This is a genomic window from Psychroserpens mesophilus, from assembly GCF_050617655.1.
In the GTDB taxonomy this organism is placed as follows: Bacteria; Bacteroidota; Bacteroidia; order Flavobacteriales; family Flavobacteriaceae; genus Psychroserpens; species Psychroserpens mesophilus_A.
In genome coordinates this window covers 25,027-48,882 of sequence record NZ_JBODQC010000003.1, presented here as the reverse complement: position 1 = coordinate 48,882, position 23,856 = coordinate 25,027, and the positions used below count along the sequence as shown (strand labels likewise).

General features: G+C 33.4%; 16 protein-coding genes. 15 read left to right on the top strand and 1 reads right to left on the bottom strand.

Translation table 11 applies throughout. From position 1 onward, the window contains the following. Nucleotides 1–18 precede the first annotated feature (18 nt). Entirely contained in the window at nt 19–3,417 is a 3,399-nt protein-coding gene (locus ACRHNM_RS06975; RefSeq protein WP_431135043.1) for a T9SS type A sorting domain-containing protein, read from the bottom strand. 194 nt (nt 3,418–3,611) lie between these two features. Here ACRHNM_RS06975 and ACRHNM_RS06970 point away from each other — a divergent pair, with 194 nt between their 5' ends. From ACRHNM_RS06970 to ACRHNM_RS06900, 15 genes are all read left to right on the top strand, one after another. Continuing rightward, nucleotides 3,612–4,412 carry a TrmH family RNA methyltransferase gene (locus ACRHNM_RS06970; protein WP_431135041.1) on the top strand — a complete coding sequence of 267 codons (801 nt, stop codon included), beginning with the start codon at nt 3,612–3,614 and terminating at the stop codon, nt 4,410–4,412. Nucleotides 4,413–4,484: 72 nt separating this feature from the next. Then, complete coding sequence (locus tag ACRHNM_RS06965) at nt 4,485–5,717, top strand: M48 family metallopeptidase (RefSeq protein ID WP_431135039.1); 1,233 nt, start codon at nt 4,485–4,487, stop codon at nt 5,715–5,717. A 52-nt stretch (nt 5,718–5,769) separates the two neighbouring features. After that, nucleotides 5,770–8,196 (top strand): hypothetical protein, encoded by a 2,427-nt coding sequence (locus tag ACRHNM_RS06960; RefSeq protein WP_431135037.1) that lies wholly within the window; start codon nt 5,770–5,772, stop codon nt 8,194–8,196. A 111-nt stretch (nt 8,197–8,307) separates the two neighbouring features. After that, nucleotides 8,308–10,512 carry a RelA/SpoT family protein gene (locus tag ACRHNM_RS06955; protein ID WP_431135035.1) on the top strand — a complete coding sequence of 735 codons (2,205 nt, stop codon included), beginning with the start codon at nt 8,308–8,310 and terminating at the stop codon, nt 10,510–10,512. A 24-nt stretch (nt 10,513–10,536) separates the two neighbouring features. Further along, on the top strand, nt 10,537–10,992 hold the full coding sequence (locus ACRHNM_RS06950; RefSeq protein ID WP_431135033.1) for a Fur family transcriptional regulator: 456 nt from the start codon (nt 10,537–10,539) through the stop codon (nt 10,990–10,992). Between the two features lie 8 nt (nt 10,993–11,000). Further along, nucleotides 11,001–12,272, top strand: a complete 1,272-nt coding sequence (locus tag ACRHNM_RS06945) for an adenylosuccinate synthase (protein WP_431135031.1) — start codon at nt 11,001–11,003, stop codon at nt 12,270–12,272. 84 nt (nt 12,273–12,356) lie between these two features. After that, the gene (locus ACRHNM_RS06940; RefSeq protein WP_431135029.1) at nt 12,357–14,159 is read left to right on the top strand and encodes an OstA-like protein; all 1,803 of its coding nucleotides are present in this window, start codon (nt 12,357–12,359) and stop codon (nt 14,157–14,159) included. Continuing rightward, nucleotides 14,159–15,355 (top strand): aspartate aminotransferase family protein, encoded by a 1,197-nt coding sequence (locus tag ACRHNM_RS06935; RefSeq protein WP_431135028.1) that lies wholly within the window; start codon nt 14,159–14,161, stop codon nt 15,353–15,355. Before ACRHNM_RS06940 ends, ACRHNM_RS06935 begins: the two co-directional genes overlap by 1 nt. Nucleotides 15,356–15,508: 153 nt before the next feature. After that, a complete protein-coding gene (locus tag ACRHNM_RS06930; RefSeq protein ID WP_431135026.1) occupies nt 15,509–16,912 on the top strand; it encodes a tetratricopeptide repeat protein in 1,404 nt (467 codons plus the stop codon). A 93-nt stretch (nt 16,913–17,005) separates the two neighbouring features. After that, nucleotides 17,006–18,007, top strand: a complete 1,002-nt coding sequence (locus tag ACRHNM_RS06925; protein WP_431135024.1) for a DUF368 domain-containing protein — start codon at nt 17,006–17,008, stop codon at nt 18,005–18,007. Further along, nucleotides 18,007–19,026: a DUF368 domain-containing protein gene (locus tag ACRHNM_RS06920; RefSeq protein ID WP_431135022.1), complete on the top strand. Its 1,020-nt coding sequence runs from the start codon at nt 18,007–18,009 to the stop codon at nt 19,024–19,026. The genes ACRHNM_RS06925 and ACRHNM_RS06920 overlap by 1 nt, the downstream gene beginning before the upstream one ends. Beyond that, complete coding sequence (locus ACRHNM_RS06915; RefSeq protein WP_431135021.1) at nt 18,995–19,759, top strand: shikimate dehydrogenase family protein; 765 nt, start codon at nt 18,995–18,997, stop codon at nt 19,757–19,759. Before ACRHNM_RS06920 ends, ACRHNM_RS06915 begins: the two co-directional genes overlap by 32 nt. A gap of 78 nt (nt 19,760–19,837) precedes the next feature. Further along, nucleotides 19,838–21,919, top strand: coding sequence for a DUF349 domain-containing protein (locus ACRHNM_RS06910; RefSeq protein WP_431135019.1), 2,082 nt, complete (start codon nt 19,838–19,840; stop codon nt 21,917–21,919). Nucleotides 21,920–21,928: 9 nt separating this feature from the next. Next, the gene (locus ACRHNM_RS06905) at nt 21,929–22,483 is read left to right on the top strand and encodes a hypothetical protein (protein WP_431135017.1); all 555 of its coding nucleotides are present in this window, start codon (nt 21,929–21,931) and stop codon (nt 22,481–22,483) included. Between the two features lie 73 nt (nt 22,484–22,556). Beyond that, the gene (locus tag ACRHNM_RS06900; RefSeq protein WP_431135015.1) at nt 22,557–23,795 is read left to right on the top strand and encodes a DEAD/DEAH box helicase; all 1,239 of its coding nucleotides are present in this window, start codon (nt 22,557–22,559) and stop codon (nt 23,793–23,795) included. Nucleotides 23,796–23,856: the final 61 nt, after the last annotated feature.

Below are 23,856 nucleotides of genomic sequence, written 5' to 3'. Positions count from 1 at the left end.
TTCACTAATTAATTGCTATTATTCAACAATTAATTTCTTGACCACCTCTTTAGTTGATGTATTTAGTTTCACAAAGTATAATCCGCTTTGTAAGTCTGAAACATTAAGCTCTAAATTTTGTTCTTTTGAAATAGAACGTTCTAATACTAATTTCCCTTGAATGTCATAAATACTAAGTTTAGCATTACTAATGTTATTTAACTTAATTGTCAAAATATCTTTTGCTGGATTAGGATACATAGTAAATCCGTTGATATCAAATTCAGATACTGACAATGCATCATCTACAAATTCGGTTTCAAAACGGTTTGTGATCACTGGTGGATTGAAATCGAAATAAATGGCTGCAGTATTCGGAATCACATCACCTAAAGCGTATCCTGCTTTTGGTTTAATTCTAAAGTACACAAAACCGTTACTTCCTTCAGCATCGTCTTGTTCTGCAGACAAATTGATGTTATCAAAATACCATTCTAAACTACTTTCTGTTCTGGTTACGATATAATCATGACTAGATCGTAACATTTGAAAGGTGGTTTCATCTAAACTAGCATCTAATTCATCTTCTATTCTTACAAACTCTGCTGCTGCTGTTCCTAAGTTTTGGAAACGAATGGTGTAGTATAACCATTCATCAGAAGCTGAGAAATCGTCATACAACACTTTTGGACCATGAGCTTCCATTTTATCATTAGGATCCCAAGAACCTACCACCAATTCTGATAAGGTAGAATAATTATTTCCTGGAACTAAATCGTTTGTATCTGTAACATAAGTTGCTGTATTGGTAACAATATCATCTAAAGCAACAGTAGCTGGACAGGTTAATGAAATATCAATATATTCAACGTCACCTGGTTGTAGGTTTACAAAATCCACTGCAAATCCAGTTGCTGTACTTGTAATTGTATAGTTTGGATTGACGCTTGTAACACCATTATAAACCAGTTGAGGATCTGCAACAAACTCTACAGTACCAGATGTAATTGTGGTAAAGCCTAAGTTTTCTAATACCAAATAATTTTCATGCGTAAAACCTGGTCTTGGAGGTGTCCAGTAGTTTATTAAATACACTGCCAAATCTTCACAACTTTGTTCTTCAACAACTGGAAAATCTATAGTTACTGTATTGCCTTGAGTAACACTAACAGTATCAAAACCAGCTGTTGTAATATCGTAACATCCAGCAGATTCTTCGTGTAAATTAAAGGTTATGTCATACGTATCGGCTTCATTTTCACTAATGATTTGAAAGCTCCCTGTTGATGAATTTACAGTATTAATCATGCCATCGCCATTAACTTCATAGGCGAAATAACCATTAGAAAAACTAAATTCGTTGGCATCATACACATCATTTGAATTGGCATCAACAAAAGCATTCACTTGAATAATTCCAACAGCCGAAGCACAAAACACATTAAAATCAAATTCTTCATTACAACAAGTACTATTATTAGTACAACTAATAGTGTTATCGGAATTAAATTGAACCGTTATTGAACTTCCTGTTGATGTGTAAGTCAATCCTGTAAAATCACCATCATTTCCATAAAGTAAATTAGAGTTCATAGTTGAACCATCTGAATCTAATATTGAAACTGTATCAAAATTAACTTCTGTTTGACCAGTATTAAAATAAAGGGTCAATGGTAATCCATCTGAACTCTGAAAATTGAATTCAGTAGTATCATTATTGTCATAACAATAGGTTGTGTTTACGGGACCATTTTCACAATTTACAACTGTAGGACACGAATTATCTGTAGTAACACTAAAATTGGATATAGAAAAGCATTCATCTCCAATATTTTGAACTCTTACAAAAATGGTTTCACTTCCACCTGCAGAAATATAATTAGTTGGGTTTGTAATTGGATTGTTATCTGCATAAGCCCAATTATAATTATTATAGAAGCCAATAACATACTGACTTTCATCCTGACCGTTTAAAATCTCTGGAATGGTGCTCGTCAAATCAAAGGTTGAACTTTGCTCACAACTATATAAACCTGCTGCATCTGTGAGGATTGGTGCATCACCACCTTCAATAACATCTACACTAGCTGTAGCTGAACAACCTGAGATTAAATCTGTAACTGTAACTGAATACGTTCCTCCTGTTAATACAACAATTTCAGGACTGGTGTCTCCTGTGTTCCATACATACTCGTAGGTTGCATTATTATTGTTAATGAAAGGATATAGCACAATTTCATTTCCGCTACAAATTGTGTAAGGTCCATTAAAGTCTATTTGCGGATTCAAACTTAAGTTCAAGTATATTTCAACTATAACTGAGTTTCCTGATTGATTATCTTCAATACGAACATATATTACAGGTGTATTAGCATTTACAGGAAAAGTTTCTGGATTTGTAATAGCATTGTTTTGACTTTGAGCATTCGTTTCAGAATAGTAATACGTAAACGTAAAGTCTGACGTATTTTGTCCATTTACCATACTTGCCTCCTGAGACGTTAAGTCGTAATCAACAGGTATGTTAAAATCACCAACGCAAATGAACGCTTCAACAGGTGATGCTGCAACACAATTGGTATCTACAATAAGATCTATAGTTGTAATACCATAGCAATCTGTATTTACAGTTGATACATTAACATACAAAGTTTGTACATAAGGCACTATATTGTTATATACTGGGTTAACTGCATTTACACCAATTTCGGCATCTCCTAATGTTTCGTGTATGGTTATTTGGCTTGGCATTCCTAATGCTATACCAATTTCGTTAATTGCATCCCACAAATTAAAGGAACTTAAACCATCATTATTGTCATCACAAACCACTTGTGCTGAGGGCGTTGTTAGGTTTTCAAATGTATCTGACACCACTTCAAAATCTGTGAAAGAAGAACAACCATCTGGAGTTGATACCTGTAATTGATAATAACCTGACTGATTAATTGTTAGCATAGAATCGGTTTCATCTGGTAACAAAATACCATCAAAATACCATGCAAAAATAAAATCTTGATCGCCAAATCCAGAGTCAACTACAAGTTCAAAACTATCGCAAAACTCATACACATCATCCAGAGTAGGAACAGGAACAGAGTCTACAAATAAATTAAAACTCTGAATCTCAAAATTTCCTGTAGCCATTTCTGCAACTCTAACAAAAATTAATTGAGGGTTAGTAGTATTGGAAAAAGGACTAATCAATGCATTTGTGTTTGTTTCAGCATCTATTTGCGTCATATGGTAGCTTACTGTATACTCATTAGGACTCAAACCACCAAGAACAATGGCATCATTTTGGTTTAAATCAAAATTAGCAAAGCCATTAAAGTTATCACATGCATATAAATCTATTGGAGGATTGACTCCAATTTGGGCATGAGTTAAAACTGAAAAAAGAAAGGCTAATAGCGGAAGGAGTAATTTTACTTTCATAAATTAAGGTGGTTGTTTAGTTATTTCAGACACTCAAATTAAAATCTATTGATGTCAATACTATAACAAATAAGTTATTGATTTCCCTACCTTAAATTTCGAATTATTAAAAATTCTAATGCGCAAAACACATTGTAATTGCAGTATAAAAGCGTAAATTTGAGGGTTGTCAAATATACTGAATATAACATCAAATGCAATATAAGGAGATTACCAGTACCCAAAACTCATTGGTAAAACAAATTCTTGTTTTAAAAGAAAAATCGCGTGAGCGCAAAAAAACAGGATTATTTTTAATCGAAGGTCAGCGTGAATTATCATTAGCTATAAAAGGAGGTTATGAAATTGAAACCCTACTGTTCTATCCTGATTTAATCACAGAAGAAGAACTAAGCGACTTTACAACTTCACAACTCAACATTGTTAAAATCTCCAGAGAAGTATTCCAAAAATTAGCTTATCGAGATACTACTGAAGGCATTATTGCTGTAGCAAAAAGCAAACCTCATACACTTGAAAATTTACAAATCACTCATAAAAACCCTTTAATTTTAATAGCTGAAGCTCCAGAAAAACCAGGAAATATAGGAGCTATATTACGAACAGCAGATGCAGCTCATATCGATGCAGTAATAATAGCAAATCCAAAAACCGATGTATATAATCCTAATATTATTCGTTCTAGTGTTGGCTGTGTGTTTACAAACCAAGTTGTAATGGCTTCTACAACTAAAATCATTGCATTTCTTTCTAAAATGAAGATCAACACCTACTGTGCAGCATTACAAGCTTCAAAATCATATCACACACAAGATTACACCAAACCAACTGCCATTGTAGTAGGCACAGAAGCCGATGGTCTAACTAATGAGTGGTTAAAAGCATCCACTCAAAATATTATTATTCCAATGCAAGGTGAAATAGACAGCATGAATGTATCTGTTGCTGCAGGAATTCTTATTTTTGAAGCGAAAAGACAGAGAGGTTTTAAATAAAAATCTTAAGTACAACTCAGCAATCACTAAAAGATAAGCCACTATCTTTCTTTATAATTGAAAATAAACACAATGACAGCACAAACGCTATTCTATATCATTATAAGTATTATTGTTATTAATTTTATTATCGATAAAGTACTTGATGCACTAAATGCCAAACATTATGACGATGCCATTCCTGAAGAATTGAATGATGTATATGACGAAGCCGAATATAAAAAATCGCAGGCCTATAAAAAAACCAATTATAAGTTTGGAATTTTTAGCTCAACGTTTTCAATAATTTTGACACTTGGCTTTTTGCTACTTGATGGTTTTGAATATATAGATAATATTGCTAGAAGTTACACTGAAAATCCAATTGGTATTGCTTTGATTTTCTTCGGAATTATTATGATTGGTAGTGATCTTATTTCGTTACCATTTTCAATATATAAAACCTTTGTGATTGAAGAACAATTCGGATTTAATAAAACCACAGTCAAAACCTTCATTCTCGATAAAATAAAAGGATTATTGATGTCAGCCATTTTAGGTGGTGGAATTTTGGCGCTTATCATTTGGTTTTACCAACAAACACAAGAGCAATTTTGGCTTTATGCATGGGGAATTGTAACTGTATTTACGGTATTTATGAATCTGTTTTATGCTAGGTTAATAGTGCCATTATTCAATAAGCAAACGCCTTTAGAAGACGGAACTTTACGTGAGCAGATTTCGGAATATGCCCAATCGGTTGGTTTTAGTTTGAAAAACATTTTTGTAATTGATGGCTCCAAACGAAGCACCAAAGCCAATGCCTATTTTTCTGGTTTTGGTAGCGAAAAACGCATCACTTTATACGATACCTTAGTTAACGATTTAGAGGAAGAAGAAATTGTCGCTGTTTTAGCTCACGAAGTTGGTCATTACAAACGAAATCATATTATTTTTAATCTCGTGTCGTCAATAGTATTGACAGGAATCATGCTATTTATCTTATCTGTTTTTATATCAAACCCTTTATTATCGAATGCCTTAGGTGTTGAAACTCCAAGTTTTCATGTAGGTTTAATTGCCTTCGGAATGTTGTATTCACCTATTTCAGAACTTATAGGATTAGCTATGAATTACATCTCACGAAAATTCGAGTACCAGGCAGATGACTATGCAAAAACAACTTATAAAGCCGAACCTTTAATTACATCACTTAAAAAGCTGTCTAAAAATAGTTTGAGTAATCTCACACCTCATCCATCGTATGTTTGGATGCATTATTCACATCCGACACTTTTGGAGCGTGTGAGGAATTTAAAGAAATAATAAATTCTAATTACACATTGCACATTACATTTCTTATTGCTACTTTATTTTTATGGCAGACGTAGACACTGAAAAAGAAAATGCAGAGATTGCAAAAGCTTATAAAGACATTTCTAGGGAAGCTAAAAAATCAAAAATGTTGACGCAACCTTTTGTGAATTTTTGTATCTTTAAGAAAATTTGTATCTTTAAGAAAACCAGGTTTATGAAAAACATCACCCAACTACTCCTATTAACCTTTACCATATTACTGTTTCACAACTGTGAAAAAGACGATTTTGATTCTCAAAACAATAATGATCCAGATTTAAACACAAACGATCTTATCTTCCAATCTGAACATTTTGGAAATACAACCTCTGGCAATTTTATTGGTTTGGTGACAAATGAAACTGGTGAGAAATTAGAAAACGTTCAAATTACTATTGGTAATGCTATGGTATCAACAGATCGTAACGGACTATTTGTTTTAAATGATGTAGCCGTTTTTGAAAATTTTGCTTATATAAAAGCCTACAAAAATGGGTATATAAATGGGTCTAGAGTTGTAATTCCAAAAGAAAATGGTGTAAATAGAATCAATATCGTTTTACTAGAAAAAGAGGTAACAGCTACTGTGAATTCTGGTGAACCTTCAACCGTTTACAAATCTGGAGCTTCAGTTAATTTTACAGGAGATTTTATTACTTCAGATGGTACTATTTATAATGGTCAAGTAGAGGTTGTATTGCATTATATACGACCAAATGACAACTCTACTTTTACTCAAATGCCTGGAAGTTTATTTGCCCAAACTTCAACTAATGATGCCGTAGCTTTAGAAACTTATGGAATGTTGTCTGTCAAATTATTTTCACCATCTGGTGAAGCATTAAACATTGATGAAAACAATCCAGCAACTATTGAATACCCAATACACTATACGCAAACAGATATAGCACCAGAAACTATGAATCTATGGTATTTTGATGACACTGTGGGCTACTGGAAAGAGGAAGGGCAAGCCATTAAAAGCGAAAACAAATATATTGCTGAAGTGACTCATTTTACGTGGTGGAATTGTGATTTACCTCTTGAATATGTCAACCTTTGCTTCTCGATTACTTCTGGCACATCAGAAGCATCAACACCTTATAATGTTTCAATTACACGCAACAGTAATAATCAACTAATTTATAATGGAACTCTCACATCTCAAGATGGTTTTGAATGTGGTTTAGTTCCAATTAATGAAGAGATTACAGTGACTGTATATAGTGCTGGTGGACAGTGCTACTCTCAATTAGTTCATGAGGAAGTATTAAACGGATTTAGTTCTGACGCTAATGTAGATATTTCTTTTTCCGAAAATATACAAACTACTACAATTACAGGAACTGTCACCAACTGTGATGGAAACCCACTAACAAATGGTTATGTTTATTTCGATGAAAATAATACATTTAGTATTACAGATGGAATTATAAATATTGGAATACAACATTGTTCAATAATCACCACCCAATTGCAAATATTTGATTATAATACTGGTCAATGGAGCATATCGGATGATATAATTTTAAATGGAGGAACAATTAATCTTGAAACATCAAGTACATGTGGTAACACAGGTGGTATTTATAACGGAAACATTCAACTAAAAACTCAGTTAGAAGTAGATAATTTTGGACTCTTTAATTACTCAAGTATTAATGGAAACTTTATCATTGCTGATTTTGAAAATCCAACTGACATTAATAATCTGACACCATTGATAGGCTTAGAAAGTATTGATGGCTCGCTAATTATTTCTGGCAATTCGCTTCTAGAAAACTTAAATGGTTTAAATAATATAACTGATATTTCTGGATCATTTAGAATAGAAAATAACGATTTATTAATCTCGCTTACAGGATTAAATAACTTAGCTAATGTTGGTAGTTTCAGTCTTTCATATAATGATAACCTTTCTTCAACAGAAGGACTAAATAGTCTTGTCAGCATAAGTTATGAATTATGGATTTATTTAAATGACTCATTGTTTTCACTAGATAACTTTAACAATATAACTAGCCTAGTAAATCTAACTATTAGACAAAATGAATCCCTTACATCGCTAACTGGTCTCGAGAACTTAAATGAGTTAGTACGTCTAAAAATTTATTATAACGATGCGCTAACCACTTTAGCTGGATTAGAACAAATTACTCAATTAGATAGGTTAGAGATTGCTGGTAATCAAGAATTATCAGACCTTAATGGATTAGGTAACTTGATTTCAATTACTAATCCTGGAGGTCCAAATGTCCCAACTCTTATGATTGGTTTGGAGTTTTCAGATAGTGGTTATCTTTATGGACCTAATCCCAATCTAACAAATTTTTGTGCCTTAGAGGAATTGTTTATAAATGGCAATGGTACATCAATAGAAACTTTTATTGATTACAACGCTTACAACCCAACACCTCAAGATATCATTGATGGGAATTGTAGCCAGTAATAAAAAGTAAAAACCTCAATAAATTTTTGGTTCAATGGGTTTTGATTTAATCTTTAAACAAAACCTAAAAAACACATTGCACATTACATTTCTTATTCATACTTTAGTTCTATGGCAGACGTAGACATTGAAAAAGAAAATGCAGAGATTGCAAAAGCTTACAAAGATCTTCTTAAAGTAAGTTACCAAACACTTTCAACCACTGACAAAAAATTAATTCGTCAGGCGTTTGAAGTGGCTGTCGACGCGCACAAACATCAACGTCGTAAGTCTGGTGAAGCCTATATTTTTCATCCTATTGCTGTCGCTAGAATCGTAGCCAGCGAAATTGGTTTAGATGCCACTTGTATTGCTGCTGCACTACTTCATGATGTGGTTGAAGATAGTCCTGACTATACACTCGCAGACATAGAACGTATGTTTGGCGAAACGATTGCTCGTATTGTTGACGGACTTACAAAAATTTCATCTCTTAACAAAGATAAAGATGTGTCGACACAAGCGGAAAACTTTCGTAAAATGTTACTCACACTTAATGATGATGTTCGTGTAATCATTATAAAAATCGCAGATCGACTCCACAACATGCAAACTATGGATTCTATGCGTTCTGATAAACAAGAAAAAATAGCTTCTGAAACCTTATACATATATGCACCTTTAGCACATCGTATTGGACTTTATAATATTAAAACCGAACTTGAAGACTTAGGACTTAAATACACCGAACCCGAAGTGTATAATGACATTCTTGAAAAAATTCAGGAAAGCAAAGAAGAACAGGACAATTACATTAAAGAGTTTTCAAAAGTTATTGTCGATTCTTTAAATAGCGAAGGCTTAAACTACGACATAAAAGGTCGTCCAAAATCGATTTATTCCATCAGACGAAAAATGGTCAAACAAGGGGTTGATTTTGATGAAGTGTATGATAAGTTTGCTGTTAGAATTATATATAAGTCCGATATCAACAACGAAAAATTTATCGCTTGGAAAATCTATTCCATCGTAACAGACCATTTTACACCTAATCCCATTCGTTTGCGTGACTGGATTTCATCACCAAAATCTACAGGTTATGAAGCGCTTCATATTACAGTCATGGGACCAAAAGGACGTTGGGTAGAAGTACAAATTCGTAGTGAGCGTATGAATGAAATTGCCGAAAAAGGCTATGCAGCACACTATAAATACAAACAAGGCAATGCCGAAGATGCTTTAGATACCTGGATCGACAAGTTACAAGAAGCTTTAGAAAGTAACGAAACGAATGCTGTTGATTTTGTTGAGCAATTTAAACTCAACCTTTACGCCAAAGAAATTTATGTGTTTACTCCAAATGGTGATTTAAAGTCATTACCAAAAGGCGCAACACCTTTAGATTTTGCATTTAATGTACACACCGAAATTGGTATGAAAACACGTGGTGCTAAAGTAAATGGCAAATTGGTGCCTTTAAGTCATGAGCTCAATAGTGGTGATCAGGTCGAAATTTTAACTTCAGAAAATATAAAACCCAATAGCAACTGGCTAGATTATGCCACAACTGCAAGAGCAAGAAGCAAAATTAAATCCTCTTTAAAGGATGAAAAAAAGGAAGTTGCAGAAGACGGAAAAGAGATTTTAAGACGCAAACTAAAGCAGCTTAAAATTAGTTTAGATGAGAAGTCCATTAACGAAATGGTGAATTACTTTAAGTTAAAAACAAGTCTTGATTTATTTTACAGAGTTGGCATTGGAACCATAGATAATAAAATGCTCAAGGAATATGCTTCTTCCAGAAGTAACATGTTCATGACTTATATTAAAAGTAAGATTCGTAAACCAACCGTTGCTCCAGATATTGATAAAGAAGAAATTACAGCCAAATACGACATGCTTGTTTTTGGTAAGGAAGAAGAAAAACTCGACTATAAATTATCAACCTGTTGCAACCCAATTCCTGGTGATCCTGTGTTTGGTTTTTTAACGATTAATGAAGGCATTAAAGTTCATAAAAAGAATTGCCCAAATGCATTGAGTCTACATTCTAACTATGCATATCGAATTATGCAGGCAAAGTGGATAGATTCATCACAACAAGAATTCTCTGCCCAAATTACCTTATCTGGAATTGATAATTTAGGATTAGTTAACAACATCACTAAAGAGATTTCTTCTAACATGCATGTCAACATGAAAAGTATTAGTTTTGACACAGATGGTGGCATCTTTTCTGGGAAGATTAATGTGGTAGTTACTAACAATACAATATTGAAAAAACTTATGGATAACCTTAAAAAAATTAATGGAATAGATAAGGTGACAAGAGTATAATTGTGTAAATTCGCAACACAAATTATGAGTACACAAACAGAACAGAGTAATCAAGACATTGTAAAGAACGTTTTTACAAAATTTCTAGAGGAAAAAGGCCACAGAAAGACACCTGAACGCTATGCTATTCTTCAAGAAATTTATGATAGTGAAGAACATTTTGATATTGAATCCTTATACATCAAAATGAAGAATAAAAACTATCGTGTAAGTCGTGCTACACTTTATAATACCATTGAAATTCTTCTGGAATGTGCATTGGTTCGCAAACATCAGTTTGGCCAAAATCAGGCACATTATGAAAAATCATATTTCGATAAACAACACGATCATGTTATCTTAACAGATACTGGTGAAGTTATTGAATTTTGTGACCCGCGAATACAGTCTATTAAAAAGACAATTGAGGAGGTCTTTGATATTTCAATTTCTAATCATTCACTCTACTTTTACGGAACAAAGAATAAACCAACTAACTAGATTATACGATGGCAGTAGATTTACTACTAGGATTACAATGGGGCGACGAAGGCAAAGGAAAAATTGTTGATGTACTCACCTCCAAATACAATATTATTGCACGTTTTCAAGGTGGACCAAATGCAGGACACACTTTAGAATTTGATGGCATCAAGCATGTATTAAGAACTATTCCGTCAGGTATATTTCATGACGAATCCATTAATGTAATTGGTAATGGTGTAGTCATTGATCCTGTTGTATTTGTGCAGGAGCTGGATGGTTTAGATCAATTCAATTTAGATTACAAGTCAAAACTAATCATCTCAAGAAAAGCACATGTAATTCTGCCAACGCATCGCCTTTTAGATGCTGCTTCTGAAACAGCTAAAGGAAAAGCAAAGATTGGGTCTACACTTAAAGGTATTGGTCCGACTTACATGGACAAAACTGGTCGTAACGGAATTAGAATTGGTGACCTTGAACTAGACAACTGGAAAGAAAAATATAGAGCTTTAGCGAATAAGCATGAAGCTATGATTGGATTTTACAACGTTGATATTCAATATGATTTAAAAGAAATGGAAGATGAATTCTTTGCAGCTGTTAAACGCTTAAAAGAATTGCAATTTATAGATAGCGAAGAGTATTTAAACCAGGCCTTAAAAAACGGAAAATCTATTTTAGCTGAAGGTGCTCAAGGCTCATTGTTAGATATCGACTTTGGAACGTACCCATTTGTAACCTCATCAAACACTACAGCTTCTGGCGCTTGTACTGGATTAGGTGTGGCTCCGAATAAAATTGGAGAAGTCTTTGGAATCTTTAAAGCCTATACAACTCGTGTTGGCTCTGGACCGTTTCCAACAGAATTATTTGATAAAACTGGTGAAGAAATGGCTCGCATTGGTCATGAATTTGGTGCTGTTACAGGAAGGCCTCGTCGCTGTGGATGGTTAGATTTAGTAGCTCTTAAATATGCTTGTCAGGTGAATGGTGTAACGCAATTAAGCATGATGAAAGGTGATGTGCTTTCAGGTTTTAAAACCCTTAAAGTTTGTACAGCTTACAAATATAAAGGTGAAATAATTTCACATTTACCTTTTAATATCGAAGCAGAAAACGTAAGTCCAATCTATACCGAATTTAAAGGCTGGAAAGAAGACCTCACCAAAATGAGAGACGTATCTCAATTTCCAAAAGAACTTAATGAATATATCGAGTTTCTTGAAAAAGAGCTAGAAATTCCTATTACCATTGTGTCTGTTGGACCAGATAGAACACAGACCATCAACAGATAACTTCTGAGATATATCTATTAAAAATCTGTTAAGGCATACTATTCCGAAGAGATAATAGTTATTTTTGGAGCAAAACACCAAACCTTGAATCTAGCTTTCAGATATATAATTGTACTTAGTTGTTGTTTTGCAACAGCACTCTCCTATGCTCAGCAGCCAAAAAAAATCAGAATTGAATATTCAGGTTTTACTGTAAAAGACTCCCTTAAAGGAGAAAACATCACTACGTTTGTGAGAAGCGATCAAGCTCAAATTCATGTGGTTCATGAAGATATTGATATGTGGTGTGATAAAGCTATTTACTATCAGGATGAGGATTTTATTGAAGCCTTTAGCGATGTCGTAGTGAAACAAGGTGATACTATTAACATGACATCTGACTATGTCGAATACAGTGGTATTACAAAAATGGCTTTTGCTGCTGGTGATGTTGTGCTTACCGAGCCTCAATCGGTTTTAACAACTGATACTCTTTACTTTGACAGAACAAAACAAGAAGCATATTACAGAACTACCGGAAAAGTGGTAAGAGATTCTTCAGGAACCATAACCAGTCAAGTTGGTCGTTATTACATGGATACGAGCAAATATCGATTTCTAAAAGATGTCGTTTTAGTAAATCCTGAATATACCCTTAATACTAATCAATTAGATTTTTATTCTGAAACTGGACATTCATACATGTATGGTCCTTCAACTATCGTAGGAGATTCCAGCAAAATCTATTGTGAACGTGGCTTTTATGACACAAACAATGATATTGGTTATTTCATTAAAAATTCAAAAATCAACTATAACAATAGAGAAATTATTGGTGACAGCCTTTTTTTTGATAGAAATAAAAATTTTGCCTCTGCAACCAATAATATAGTGGTCACAGATACCATTAATAATAGCATTGTAAAAGGACATTACGCTGAAGTCTTCAGAGCAAAAGATTCTGTATTTATCACAAAACGAGCTTTGGCCATTACGGTTCAAGAGGCAGACTCTATATACATTCATGCCGATACATTAATGATCACAGGAAAACCAGAACATCGCATTACACGAGCATTTTATAATGCTAAAATGTATAAAAGTGATATGAGTGGTAAAGCTGATTCTATTCATGCAGATCATAAAACAGGGTTATCACAACTGATCAATTTAGATCGTTTTTCATCTAAAGAAGCTTATGCGATAAAAAGAAGACCTATTCTATGGAATTTAGGGAATCAAATGACTGGTGATTCTATTCACCTCATATCTAATGTAGAAAAAGAAGAGCTAGATTCTTTAAAAGTATTTAATAATGCTTTTCTAATCAGTAAAGACACCATTGGAGATGGGTTTAATCAAATTAAAGGTCAGCGGTTAATTGGTTTGTTTGAAAACAATGAACTACATGATGTTGATATCATTAAGAACGCTGAAATTATCTTTTATTCAAGAAACGATGAAGATTCGCTTATAGGCATCAACAAATCAAAATCAGCTAGAATCAATATGAAATTTGAAGATGGCTATAAAATTGTTACCCTTTTTAATCAAGTTGATGGAGAAATTTATCCAGAATCTCAATTTCCTGAAAACGCCAGAAAGTTCAGAGGATTCGATTGGCGAGAAGAAGAACGTCCAAAAAGTGTTGAAGATTTGTTTAGTGATGAGCCTCCACTTGAACTTCCTCTTATAAAAGGTTTAGATGCTTTTGTTCCAGAAGAAGAGTTCTTTGATGAAGCGCTGTTTAAACGCATGGATTCTGCAGCAGAAAAAGATAAAGATGAGATAAATAAAGCGGAACGAAATTTACCTAAATCAACACAAAAAATAAAAGCAAAACGAGACGCAGATAAAAGTCAAAAACTTCCCGAGCCATTAATTAATGAGAACAAAAAAGATAATTAATGCTAAATGATTTTTATAAATATCAAGCACAAACAACACCTCATCCACTAGCAATGACAATTTCACATGCTGAAGGTTCTTACATTTACGATACTGACCATAAGGCTCATTTAGATTTTGTTGCAGGTGTTTCGGCATGTAGTCTAGGGCATAATCATCCTAAAGTTATTGAAGCCATAAAAACCCAGTTAGATAAGTATATGCATGTCATGGTTTATGGTGAATATGCTCAGGAACCAGCCGTAAATTTGGCTAAACTTTTAGCAAAACATCTGCCCAAACCATTAGAAACCACCTATCTCACAAATTCTGGCACTGAAGCCATTGAAGGCGCTTTAAAACTGGCAAGACGCGTAACTGGGAGAAGTGAAATTATAGCCGCTCATCATGCCTATCATGGTAATACTATGGGTTCATTGAGCGTTATGGGATTTGAAGAACGCAAATCTGTTTTTAGACCTCTCATTCCTGATGTTAGATTTATTACCTTTAATAATGCAAATGACTTATCACATATCACTTCAAAAACAGCAGCTGTTATTCTGGAAACCATTCAAGGTGGTGCAGGTTTTATAGAACCTGAAACCAATTACCTAAAAGCCGTCAGAGAACATTGTAATAAAGCAGGAGCACTTTTAATATTAGATGAAATTCAACCAGGATTTGGTAGAACTGGAAAACTATTCGGATTTGAACATTTTGATTGTATTCCAGATATTTTAGTTACAGGAAAAGGCCTTGGAGGTGGTATGCCTATTGGTGCTTTTACAGCTTCAAAAAAAATGATGGATGTACTTCAAGACAATCCAAAATTAGGACACATTACAACCTTTGGAGGTCATCCGGTTATAGCTGCTGCAGCTTTAGCAACAGTTAAAGAAATTACTGAATCTAATTTAATGTCTCAAGCCCTTGAAAAGGAAGAATTAATTAGAAAGCATTTAATCCATCCTCTCATTTCTGAAATTCGTGGTCGCGGATTAATGCTGGCTGTAATTACGCCTTCAGCAGACATAACAAATGAGGTTATTTTAAAAGCAAAAGACGAAGGATTGATCTTATTTTGGTTACTTTTTGAATCAAAAGCCATACGAATTACACCTCCTTTGACCATTTCAAATGAAGAAATCATAAAAGGATGCCTCATAATAACTCGAATTTTAGACAATATTCAATCTAAAACCAAAGCTCTCTAAACTCATTCAAAACACTGATTTACAAGACCTAAAATCGCCTTACTTGTAACAACACTACAACTGTTAATTACTTTGTTGAAAAGATTGGCACTAAAAATGATGTTTTTGAACTGATAAGAGTAATTTTAAATAACGATTAATCCAAATTTGCTTATGGAGTTTAGTCAACCTGACGACAACAACAATTTTTCGCTTACACGCTTTGAATCTATGCTTAAAACAAATCATGTTTTATTTTTTGATTCAAACGAATTTGAAAACATCATCCATCACTATCTCGAAAGTGGCAAAATTGCTTTAGCAAAAAAAGCAATCAAACTTGGTTTGGAACAACATCCAACTTCTGTTAATTTAAAACTGTTCTTAACAGAAATCTACATCATGGAAAACAAGTTTTCTGAAGCTGATGAGATTTTAAACGACATTCATATGGTCGAACCTTCTAATGAGGAAATCTACATCCAAAAAGCTAGTGTGTTCTCAAAACAAGACTTACATGAAAAGGCAATTGATACTCTCAAAATTGCATTAACACTCAATCAGGATGATGAAGGTTTAACAGATTTGTTTGCGCTCATTGGTATGGAATATTTGTTCTTAGATCAATTTGAAAATGCTCGAGAGTATTTTTCAAAATGTCTTGCATTAGATTTGGAAGATTATTCTGCACTTTATAATATCATTTACTGTTACGATTTTCTAGATCAAAATGATGAAGCTATCGATTTTCTGAATATTTATCTTGATAAAAATCCTTACTGCGAAGTCGCCTGGCACCAATTGGGTCGTCAATATTTTACTATTAAAGATTATGATAAAGCCTTAACTTCTTTTGATTTCGCCATTATCTCAGATGATAAATTTGTTGGAGCTTATCTTGAAAAAGGAAAAGTATTAGAGAAGCAAAAATTGTACTTAGAAGCCATTGAAAATTATAAAATTACACTGGCATTAGATGAACCGACATCTTTTGCCCTTTTAAGAATTGGGCATTGTCATGAAAAACTTGGTCAGGACGATTTAGCGGTTCAATATTTTTATAAAACAGTACATGAAGATCCGTTATTAGATAAAGGATGGATTGCAATTACAAAGTTTTACAATAAAAAACACAACTACCAGAAAGCCTTATTTTACATTAATAAAGCCATAAATATTGATGGTGAAAATGTCATTTACTGGAAATTATATGCACAAATCAATCATCGTTTAAATTTTCTAGAAGAAGCAGAACGTGGCTATAAGAAAACTTTAGATTTAGGTAATTATGAGCTTCAAACGTGGTTATCCAGAACCGATATTCTTATTACTCTGGGCGAATATGAAGCTTCTGTTTTAAACTTAATACAAGCCGCAGAATTCTATCCCGAAACAGCAGAAATAGAATTTCGTTTGGCTGGCTTGCATTTTACCTTACACGAAAGCAGCAAAGGTCATTATCATCTAAAAAATGCACTTTTATTAGACCCTGAATTCAATTTTATTCTTGATGAACTGTTTCCAAATGTGTTACAGAAACCGTCTGTCAAACAACTTATCTCAGAGATAAAGAAATAATTCTTCATTGTTTTTTTGATTTATAAAATGATTTTTTAAAGTTCAAAAAATAATCATTCCTATTTCATACCTTTACTTTTCTTATTTATAAAAATGCTTAGACAATTTAAAGATTACTTATTTATAGTGCTAAAAGGTGTTGCAATGGGAGCTGCAGATGCTGTACCTGGTGTTTCTGGTGGAACTATTGCCTTAATATCTGGTATTTACGAAGAACTCATAACTACTATTGGTAATATTGATTTTTCCTTATTTAACACTCTAAGACAAAAAGGGTTTAAAGCTTTTTGGCTGCAACTCAATGGGTCTTTTCTATTAGCCTTATTAACAGGTATTGCCGTCAGCTTTGTGATTTTTATGCGTATAGCAAAATACTTATTAGAACAACATCCAATATTGATATGGTCATTTTTTTTCGGGTTAATCATTGCTAGCATCTGGTATGTTGGCAAACAACTCAAAAAATGGAACATGGCTTCAATTGTAGCACTTATACTTGGTGCTATCATAGCTTACTACATTTCTACTTTACCATCATTAGGCTCAAATGACAGCTTATTCTATTTATTTTTTGCTGGTGCAATTGCTATTTGTGCCATGATTTTACCTGGTATTTCTGGTTCTTTCATATTAGTTATTTTAGGTGCTTATAAAACTTTAAGTGATGCCTTACATGATTTTGATATTAAGAAAATTGTAATTTTTATGGCAGGTGCCATTGTTGGTTTACTGAGTTTTAGTCGCGTTCTAAAATGGCTTTTTAAAAATTATCAAAACACAACACTGGCATTACTTACAGGATTTATTGTTGGCTCACTGAATAAAGTTTGGCCATGGAAAAAAACAATTTCTGTACTCAATGCCAATACTGGTTCTGTCGAAGATTTTTTGAAAATCTCAGATGTTGGTACCTTATCATTATACCAGCAGCAAACTCATGATTTTGAAACTTATAAGACCGTTTTAGAAGAAAGCATTTCTCCTTTCTCTTATTCTGGTAATTCAAATTTTGTATGGGCAATCCTCTTAATGATTTGTGGATTTTTAACAATTTTTATCCTGGAAAGCTTAGGCAATAAAAAAGCAAACATATAATGGAGTCTACTCGAACCTTTAAAGATCGTTTTTTCCTGGTCATTAAAGGGCTTGGCATGGGAGCAGCCAACAAAGTTCCTGGTGTTTCCGGAGGTGTTGTTGCCTTCGTTGCAGGATTTTATGAAGAGTTTATTTATTCCTTACAACGGGTTAATAAAACAGCTTTTAAACTTTTGTTTAATGGTCGGTTTAAAAGCTTTTTCAGATACATAAACGGTCGATTTCTGGCACTATTATTTTCTGGAATGATTGTTAGTTACTTTAGTGTTTCTAAAATTCTGGACTACTTCCTACAACACTACGAACTTTATGTCTGGAGTCTGTTCTTCGGAATGATTATCGGCTCTATTTATTACATCAATAAAGATTTTAACGACTGGAATTATAAAAGTATCATCGCTCTGGCCATCGGAATTATTTTAGGCATTGGGATTAGTTTTTTAGATCCTGCAAAAGAAAACGACAATTTATTGTTTGTCTTTTTCTGTGGGATTATTAGTGTTTCGGGAATGACACTTCCAGGCTTTTCAGGTTCTTTTATTCTCATTCTCTTAGGTAATTATGTGTTGTTACTTGTCGATTCGGTAAATGCACTTTACGATACATTTTCTGAAATTATTACAGGTGATTTTAGCTTTGTGAAAAATGAAGTCAGATTAAGACTCTTAAAAGTATTAGGCATGTTCACCTTAGGTTCAATCACAGGATTAGTGACCTTCTCTCATGTATTAAGTTATGTTCTTAAACATTACAAAAGCATCACTACAGCTTCCATTATAGGTTTTATTATTGGATCTCTAGGTGTGGTGTGGCCATGGAAAGAAACCATATTTAAAACTCAAGAAGATGGTGGTTTTTTATTAGACTCAAGAGGTGAAAAGATCATTGCCAACTACAAACGCTTTCTACCAGAATTACATAGCGAAACCTATTTTGCATTTGCTTATATCATTATAGGAATTTTAGTCGTACTCGCTTTAGAATGGTATGGTCAAAAAACAAACAAAACTCATGGTTAGATTAGGATTATTAGGAAAAGACATTGCATATTCATTCTCTAGAAACTATTTCAAAGTAAAGTTTGAAGCTGAGCAAATAGCTTGTACTTATGAAAATTTTGATCTTGAAGACATCACTATGTTTCCGAAATTGCTTCAAAATAATCCAGACATATCAGGACTTAATGTGACCATTCCTTATAAAGAACAGATCATTCCTTTTTTAGATAAATTAGACAAAAAAGCTAAAAAAATTGGAGCTGTTAATACCATCACTATTAATTCCAAAGGACAACTTAAAGGCTACAATACCGATTGTTACGGCTTTAAGAAGGCGATTAAACCTTTTCTCAAAAAGCACCATAAAAAGGCATTGATTCTGGGCACTGGAGGCGCTTCAAAAGCAATTGCTTATACCTTAAAAAAACTGAATATCACCTTTGATTATGTGTCTCGAACACCTAAAAAAAATGTAAAATTCACATATGATGATTTAACTATCGAAGACATTAATAATTATAAAATAATCATCAACTGCTCACCTGTTGGAACCTACCCAGAGGTTAATAGTTGTCCTGATATTCCATATGATGGCATCACAAACCAGCATATATTGTACGATTTAATTTACAATCCTGAGCAAACTAAGTTTTTAAGACTTGGAAAAATACAAGGTGCTCAAATTAGTAACGGACTTAAAATGCTGGAGTTGCAAGCAGAGAAAGCATGGAAAATTTGGAATTCAACGCTTTAACTCTTCTAAATAGAGCTACTTTTTTGTAAATCAGCCATCGATTAGTATCTTAGCCTTCTAATATAAAAACATTGAAAAATGTCTGAGAACGATAACCTGCAAGATGCAGATGGAAAGATTGAACTAAATACTACTGAAACACCTCAAACTCCTGAGGAATCTAAAGCTGCTGAAACCTCATCTTCCGAAGAACCTAAAGCTTCAACCGAACCTGTGAAAGCTTCTGAAAACGAAGAGGTTTCCGAAGATCTAAAGGAAGAAAAAATGCCTGCTGAAGTTGAACCAGTTTCCGAAGATAAAGCTGAAGAACCTTCAGAAGAACCAAAAAAAGATACTGAAACGGTTTCTGAAACAACTAAACAAGCAGATGCTCACGTTGAAGAAATTGAGGAATCTAATGCCGAAGATGCTGAAGACGAAACTAATGCTGAACGTCATGAAGTAGAAAGTAAAGACTATCATGCCATGACGATGGAGCAATTGGTTGATGAGCTTGAATCGCTTTTAAAAGACAAAAAAATACAAACGATAAAATCTCAGGTTGATGAGATTAAATCTGAGTTTCATTCTAAATTCGGAGAACTTCTTGACGAAAAGAAAGAAGAGTTTTTAAGTGAAGGTGGCAACGAAATTGATTTTTATTATACTACTCCTGTAAAAAAACGCTTTAACGACGCTTATAAAACCTACCGAAATAATCTTAATGCATACTATAAAGATCGTGAATCTAATTTAAAGCAAAACCTCGAAAACAGGCTTGCGATTATTGAAGAAATCAAAGGGTTAATAAATGTTGAAGAGAACATTAACACCACGTATAAACATTTTAAAGACTTACAGGAACAATGGCGAAATGCTGGTCCGATTCCCAGAGACCGTTACAATAACGCATGGAATTCTTACCATCATCACGTAGAGGTTTTTTATGACTTTTTACATTTAAATCGCGATTTACGTGATATGGATTTCAAGCATAATCTTGAACAAAAGACCAAGATTATTGAACGCGCTGAAGAACTGGCACAAGACGACAATATCAACAGAGCTTTCAGAGAATTACAAGTGCTTCATAAACTCTGGAAAGAAGAATTAGGACCTGTTGACCGAGAACACAGAGAAGATGTTTGGGAGCGTTTTAGCAACGCAACCAAAACCATTCATGATAAACGTCAGGCATATTATGCCGATTTAGATAAAGCTTACGAAGCCAATCTGGTTAAAAAAGAAGAGATTATTTCAAAAATAGATGACATTGCTAAAGATCAACCTAAGAGCCATCAGGCATGGCAAAAAAAGATAAAAGCCATAGAAGCGTTACGTCAGGAATTTTTTAATGCTGGTAAAGTCCCTATTAAAGTAAATGATGCAACCTGGACAAAGTTCAAAACAGCGGTTAGACATTTTAACAGAAATAAAAATGCCTTTTACAAATCACTTAAAAAAGACCAGTACGACAATCTGAACAAAAAGCTTGAACTTATCAAAATTGCTGAAGACAATAAAGACAGTGAAGATTTTGAAACCACAACGTCTTTAATGAAAAAAATACAAGCAGACTGGAAAAATATTGGTCACGTTCCAAGAAAAGACAGTGATAAAATCTGGAAACAATTTAAAAAGGCTTGCAATCATTACTTTGACAGGATGCATGCTGAAAGAAATGCAGCCAGCAAAGAAGAAATGGCTGCTTTTGAAGAAAAATCTGCATTATTAGACAAAGTAAAATCGATAGAACTTACTGGAAAACCTGACAAAGACATCGAAACCATAAAAGAGCAAATTGCTGCCTGGAAAGCTATTGGATCTATTCCTTCTAACAAACGTTTTATTGAAGGCAAATTCAACAAAGCGATTGATGCCCTTTTTGGGAAGTTAGACATGGACAAGGCGAAATTAGAAATGATAAAGTTTGAAAACAAGTTAGAGACCTTATCTAAACCTGATGATACACGTCTTTTAGATAATGAGCAAAACTACATCAGAAAGAAAATTGGCGAAATTAAAGGTGAAATCAATCAGCTCGAAAATAACATGCAGTTTTTTTCTAATGTTGATGAAACAAATCCTTTAGTTCGAGATGTGATTAAAAACATAAAGAATCATAAAGACAATCTTCAAACCTGGAAAGATAAGCTTAGAAAGGTAAAAAGCATGTACTAATTTTAAGCGATGTTTAAAGCAATCAGGTTATTTATTTTTATAGTTGGTATTTGTTGTATGTCTTGCGAAAATAACAATTCAGAATACATCTATAAAACTAAAACTGGAGAGTATGCTTCAAAAACTGGACGCTTTATAGCCAAATTTCCTGCAAAGCCTTCTTATTCTAAAGTTGAAAGAGAATTCGGGAAAGAGCTGTTAGAATTGCATTCGTTCAGAACAGTTCTTGGTCCTAATAAAATTTTTGCTATAGAATACATTGATTATCCGGAAGCTTATATAAATCAGATGACAGATGAAGAGGTTTTTAAATTATCAAAGACCAATTATATTTATCAAACTTCAAATACATTTGAACTGGATTATGAAGATGACATTGAACAACATGGTTTAAAAGGAAAATACATTGTTTTGAAACCTACACAAAATCTTACAGAAAAAAATAGTAATGGTCATTTTCTGATTCAGGTTTTCAAAAAAGAAAACAGAGTGTATTCTATTTCATATCTTGGACGAAACGATAAACAAACTGGTGCGTTTATGGATTCCTTCAGATTATTTTAAAGTTAGGAGAAAAGCGTTCAAACTTTATAATACAAATCCTAACATTTATTGTAAGTTTATAAAAACATAATTAATGTCTTTCAAAACACTCAATCTCAATAAAGCTATTGTAAAAGCTATTGATGAAGCTGGTTATACAGAACCTACTTTAATTCAGGAGCAAACCATTCCGTATGTCTTAGACAAAAAAGATGTTATTGCTTCAGCACAAACCGGAACAGGTAAAACAGCTGCGTTTGCGCTTCCTATTTTACAACTGCTTTTTGATAAACAAGATGCTCCAAAAAAAGGAAAAAAGATCAAAGCTTTAGTTGTGAGTCCAACACGAGAACTCGCTGTGCAAATTGGAAAAAATTTCAATACCTATTCAAAATATACCAATCTAAGAACGACTGTTGTTTTTGGTGGCACTGGCATTGAACCTCAAATAGATATTCTTAAAAAAGGTGTTGACATTGTTGTCGCAACTCCTGGACGATTATTAGATTTACACAAGCAAGACATTTTAAATTTGGATTATGTAGAAATTTTGGTTTTAGATGAAGCCGATCTAATGTTAGACATGGGCTTTATTGATGACGTCAAAAAAATTGAACGTTTATGCCCTGAAACCAAACAGAATTTATTGTTTTCGGCAACGATGCCATTCAAAGTTGAACAGTTAGCCAACTCCATTTTAAATGCTCCAGAGCGTATTGAAGTTACACCTACCTCATCTGCTGCAAAAAATGTGAGTCAGCTGCTATATTATGTTCCAAAACGAAATAAGATAGAACTGTGTTTACACCTGTTGAGAAATACCATCAAAGGCAAACGAATTTTGATTTTCAGACGTACAAAATTTGGTGTTGATAAATTAGAAAACACTCTAAGCAATAATGGTTATAGTGTAGAACGCCTTCATGGTGACCGAACACAAAGTGAACGACAAACTGCTCTTAATAAATTTAAACATGCCGAAGTTAATATTTTAATTGCGACCGATGTTGCAGCTCGTGGTATTGACATAAATGAATTAGACGCTGTTGTGAACTTTGATTTACCAAATGTTCCTGAAACTTATGTGCATCGTATCGGACGAACAGGACGTGCTGGTCATTTTGGAAAATCTTATTCACTGTGTTCTGCTGATGAAAAAAGTTATGTAAAAAGCATTCAGCAATTGATAAATGTTCAAATTCCTGTAGAAGACAATCATCCTTATCCTTTAGATCCCAAAGCTAAGCCCATTGTTCATAAAAAGAAGGGTAGTAAATATAAAAAAGGACGCAAAGGTGAAGGATCTAAAAAGAAAAAGAAGCGTTGGTATTAGTGTTGTTAATTGAAACATGATACTAAACCTTGAGACGTTATCTTTAAAAAGCCACGTTTTT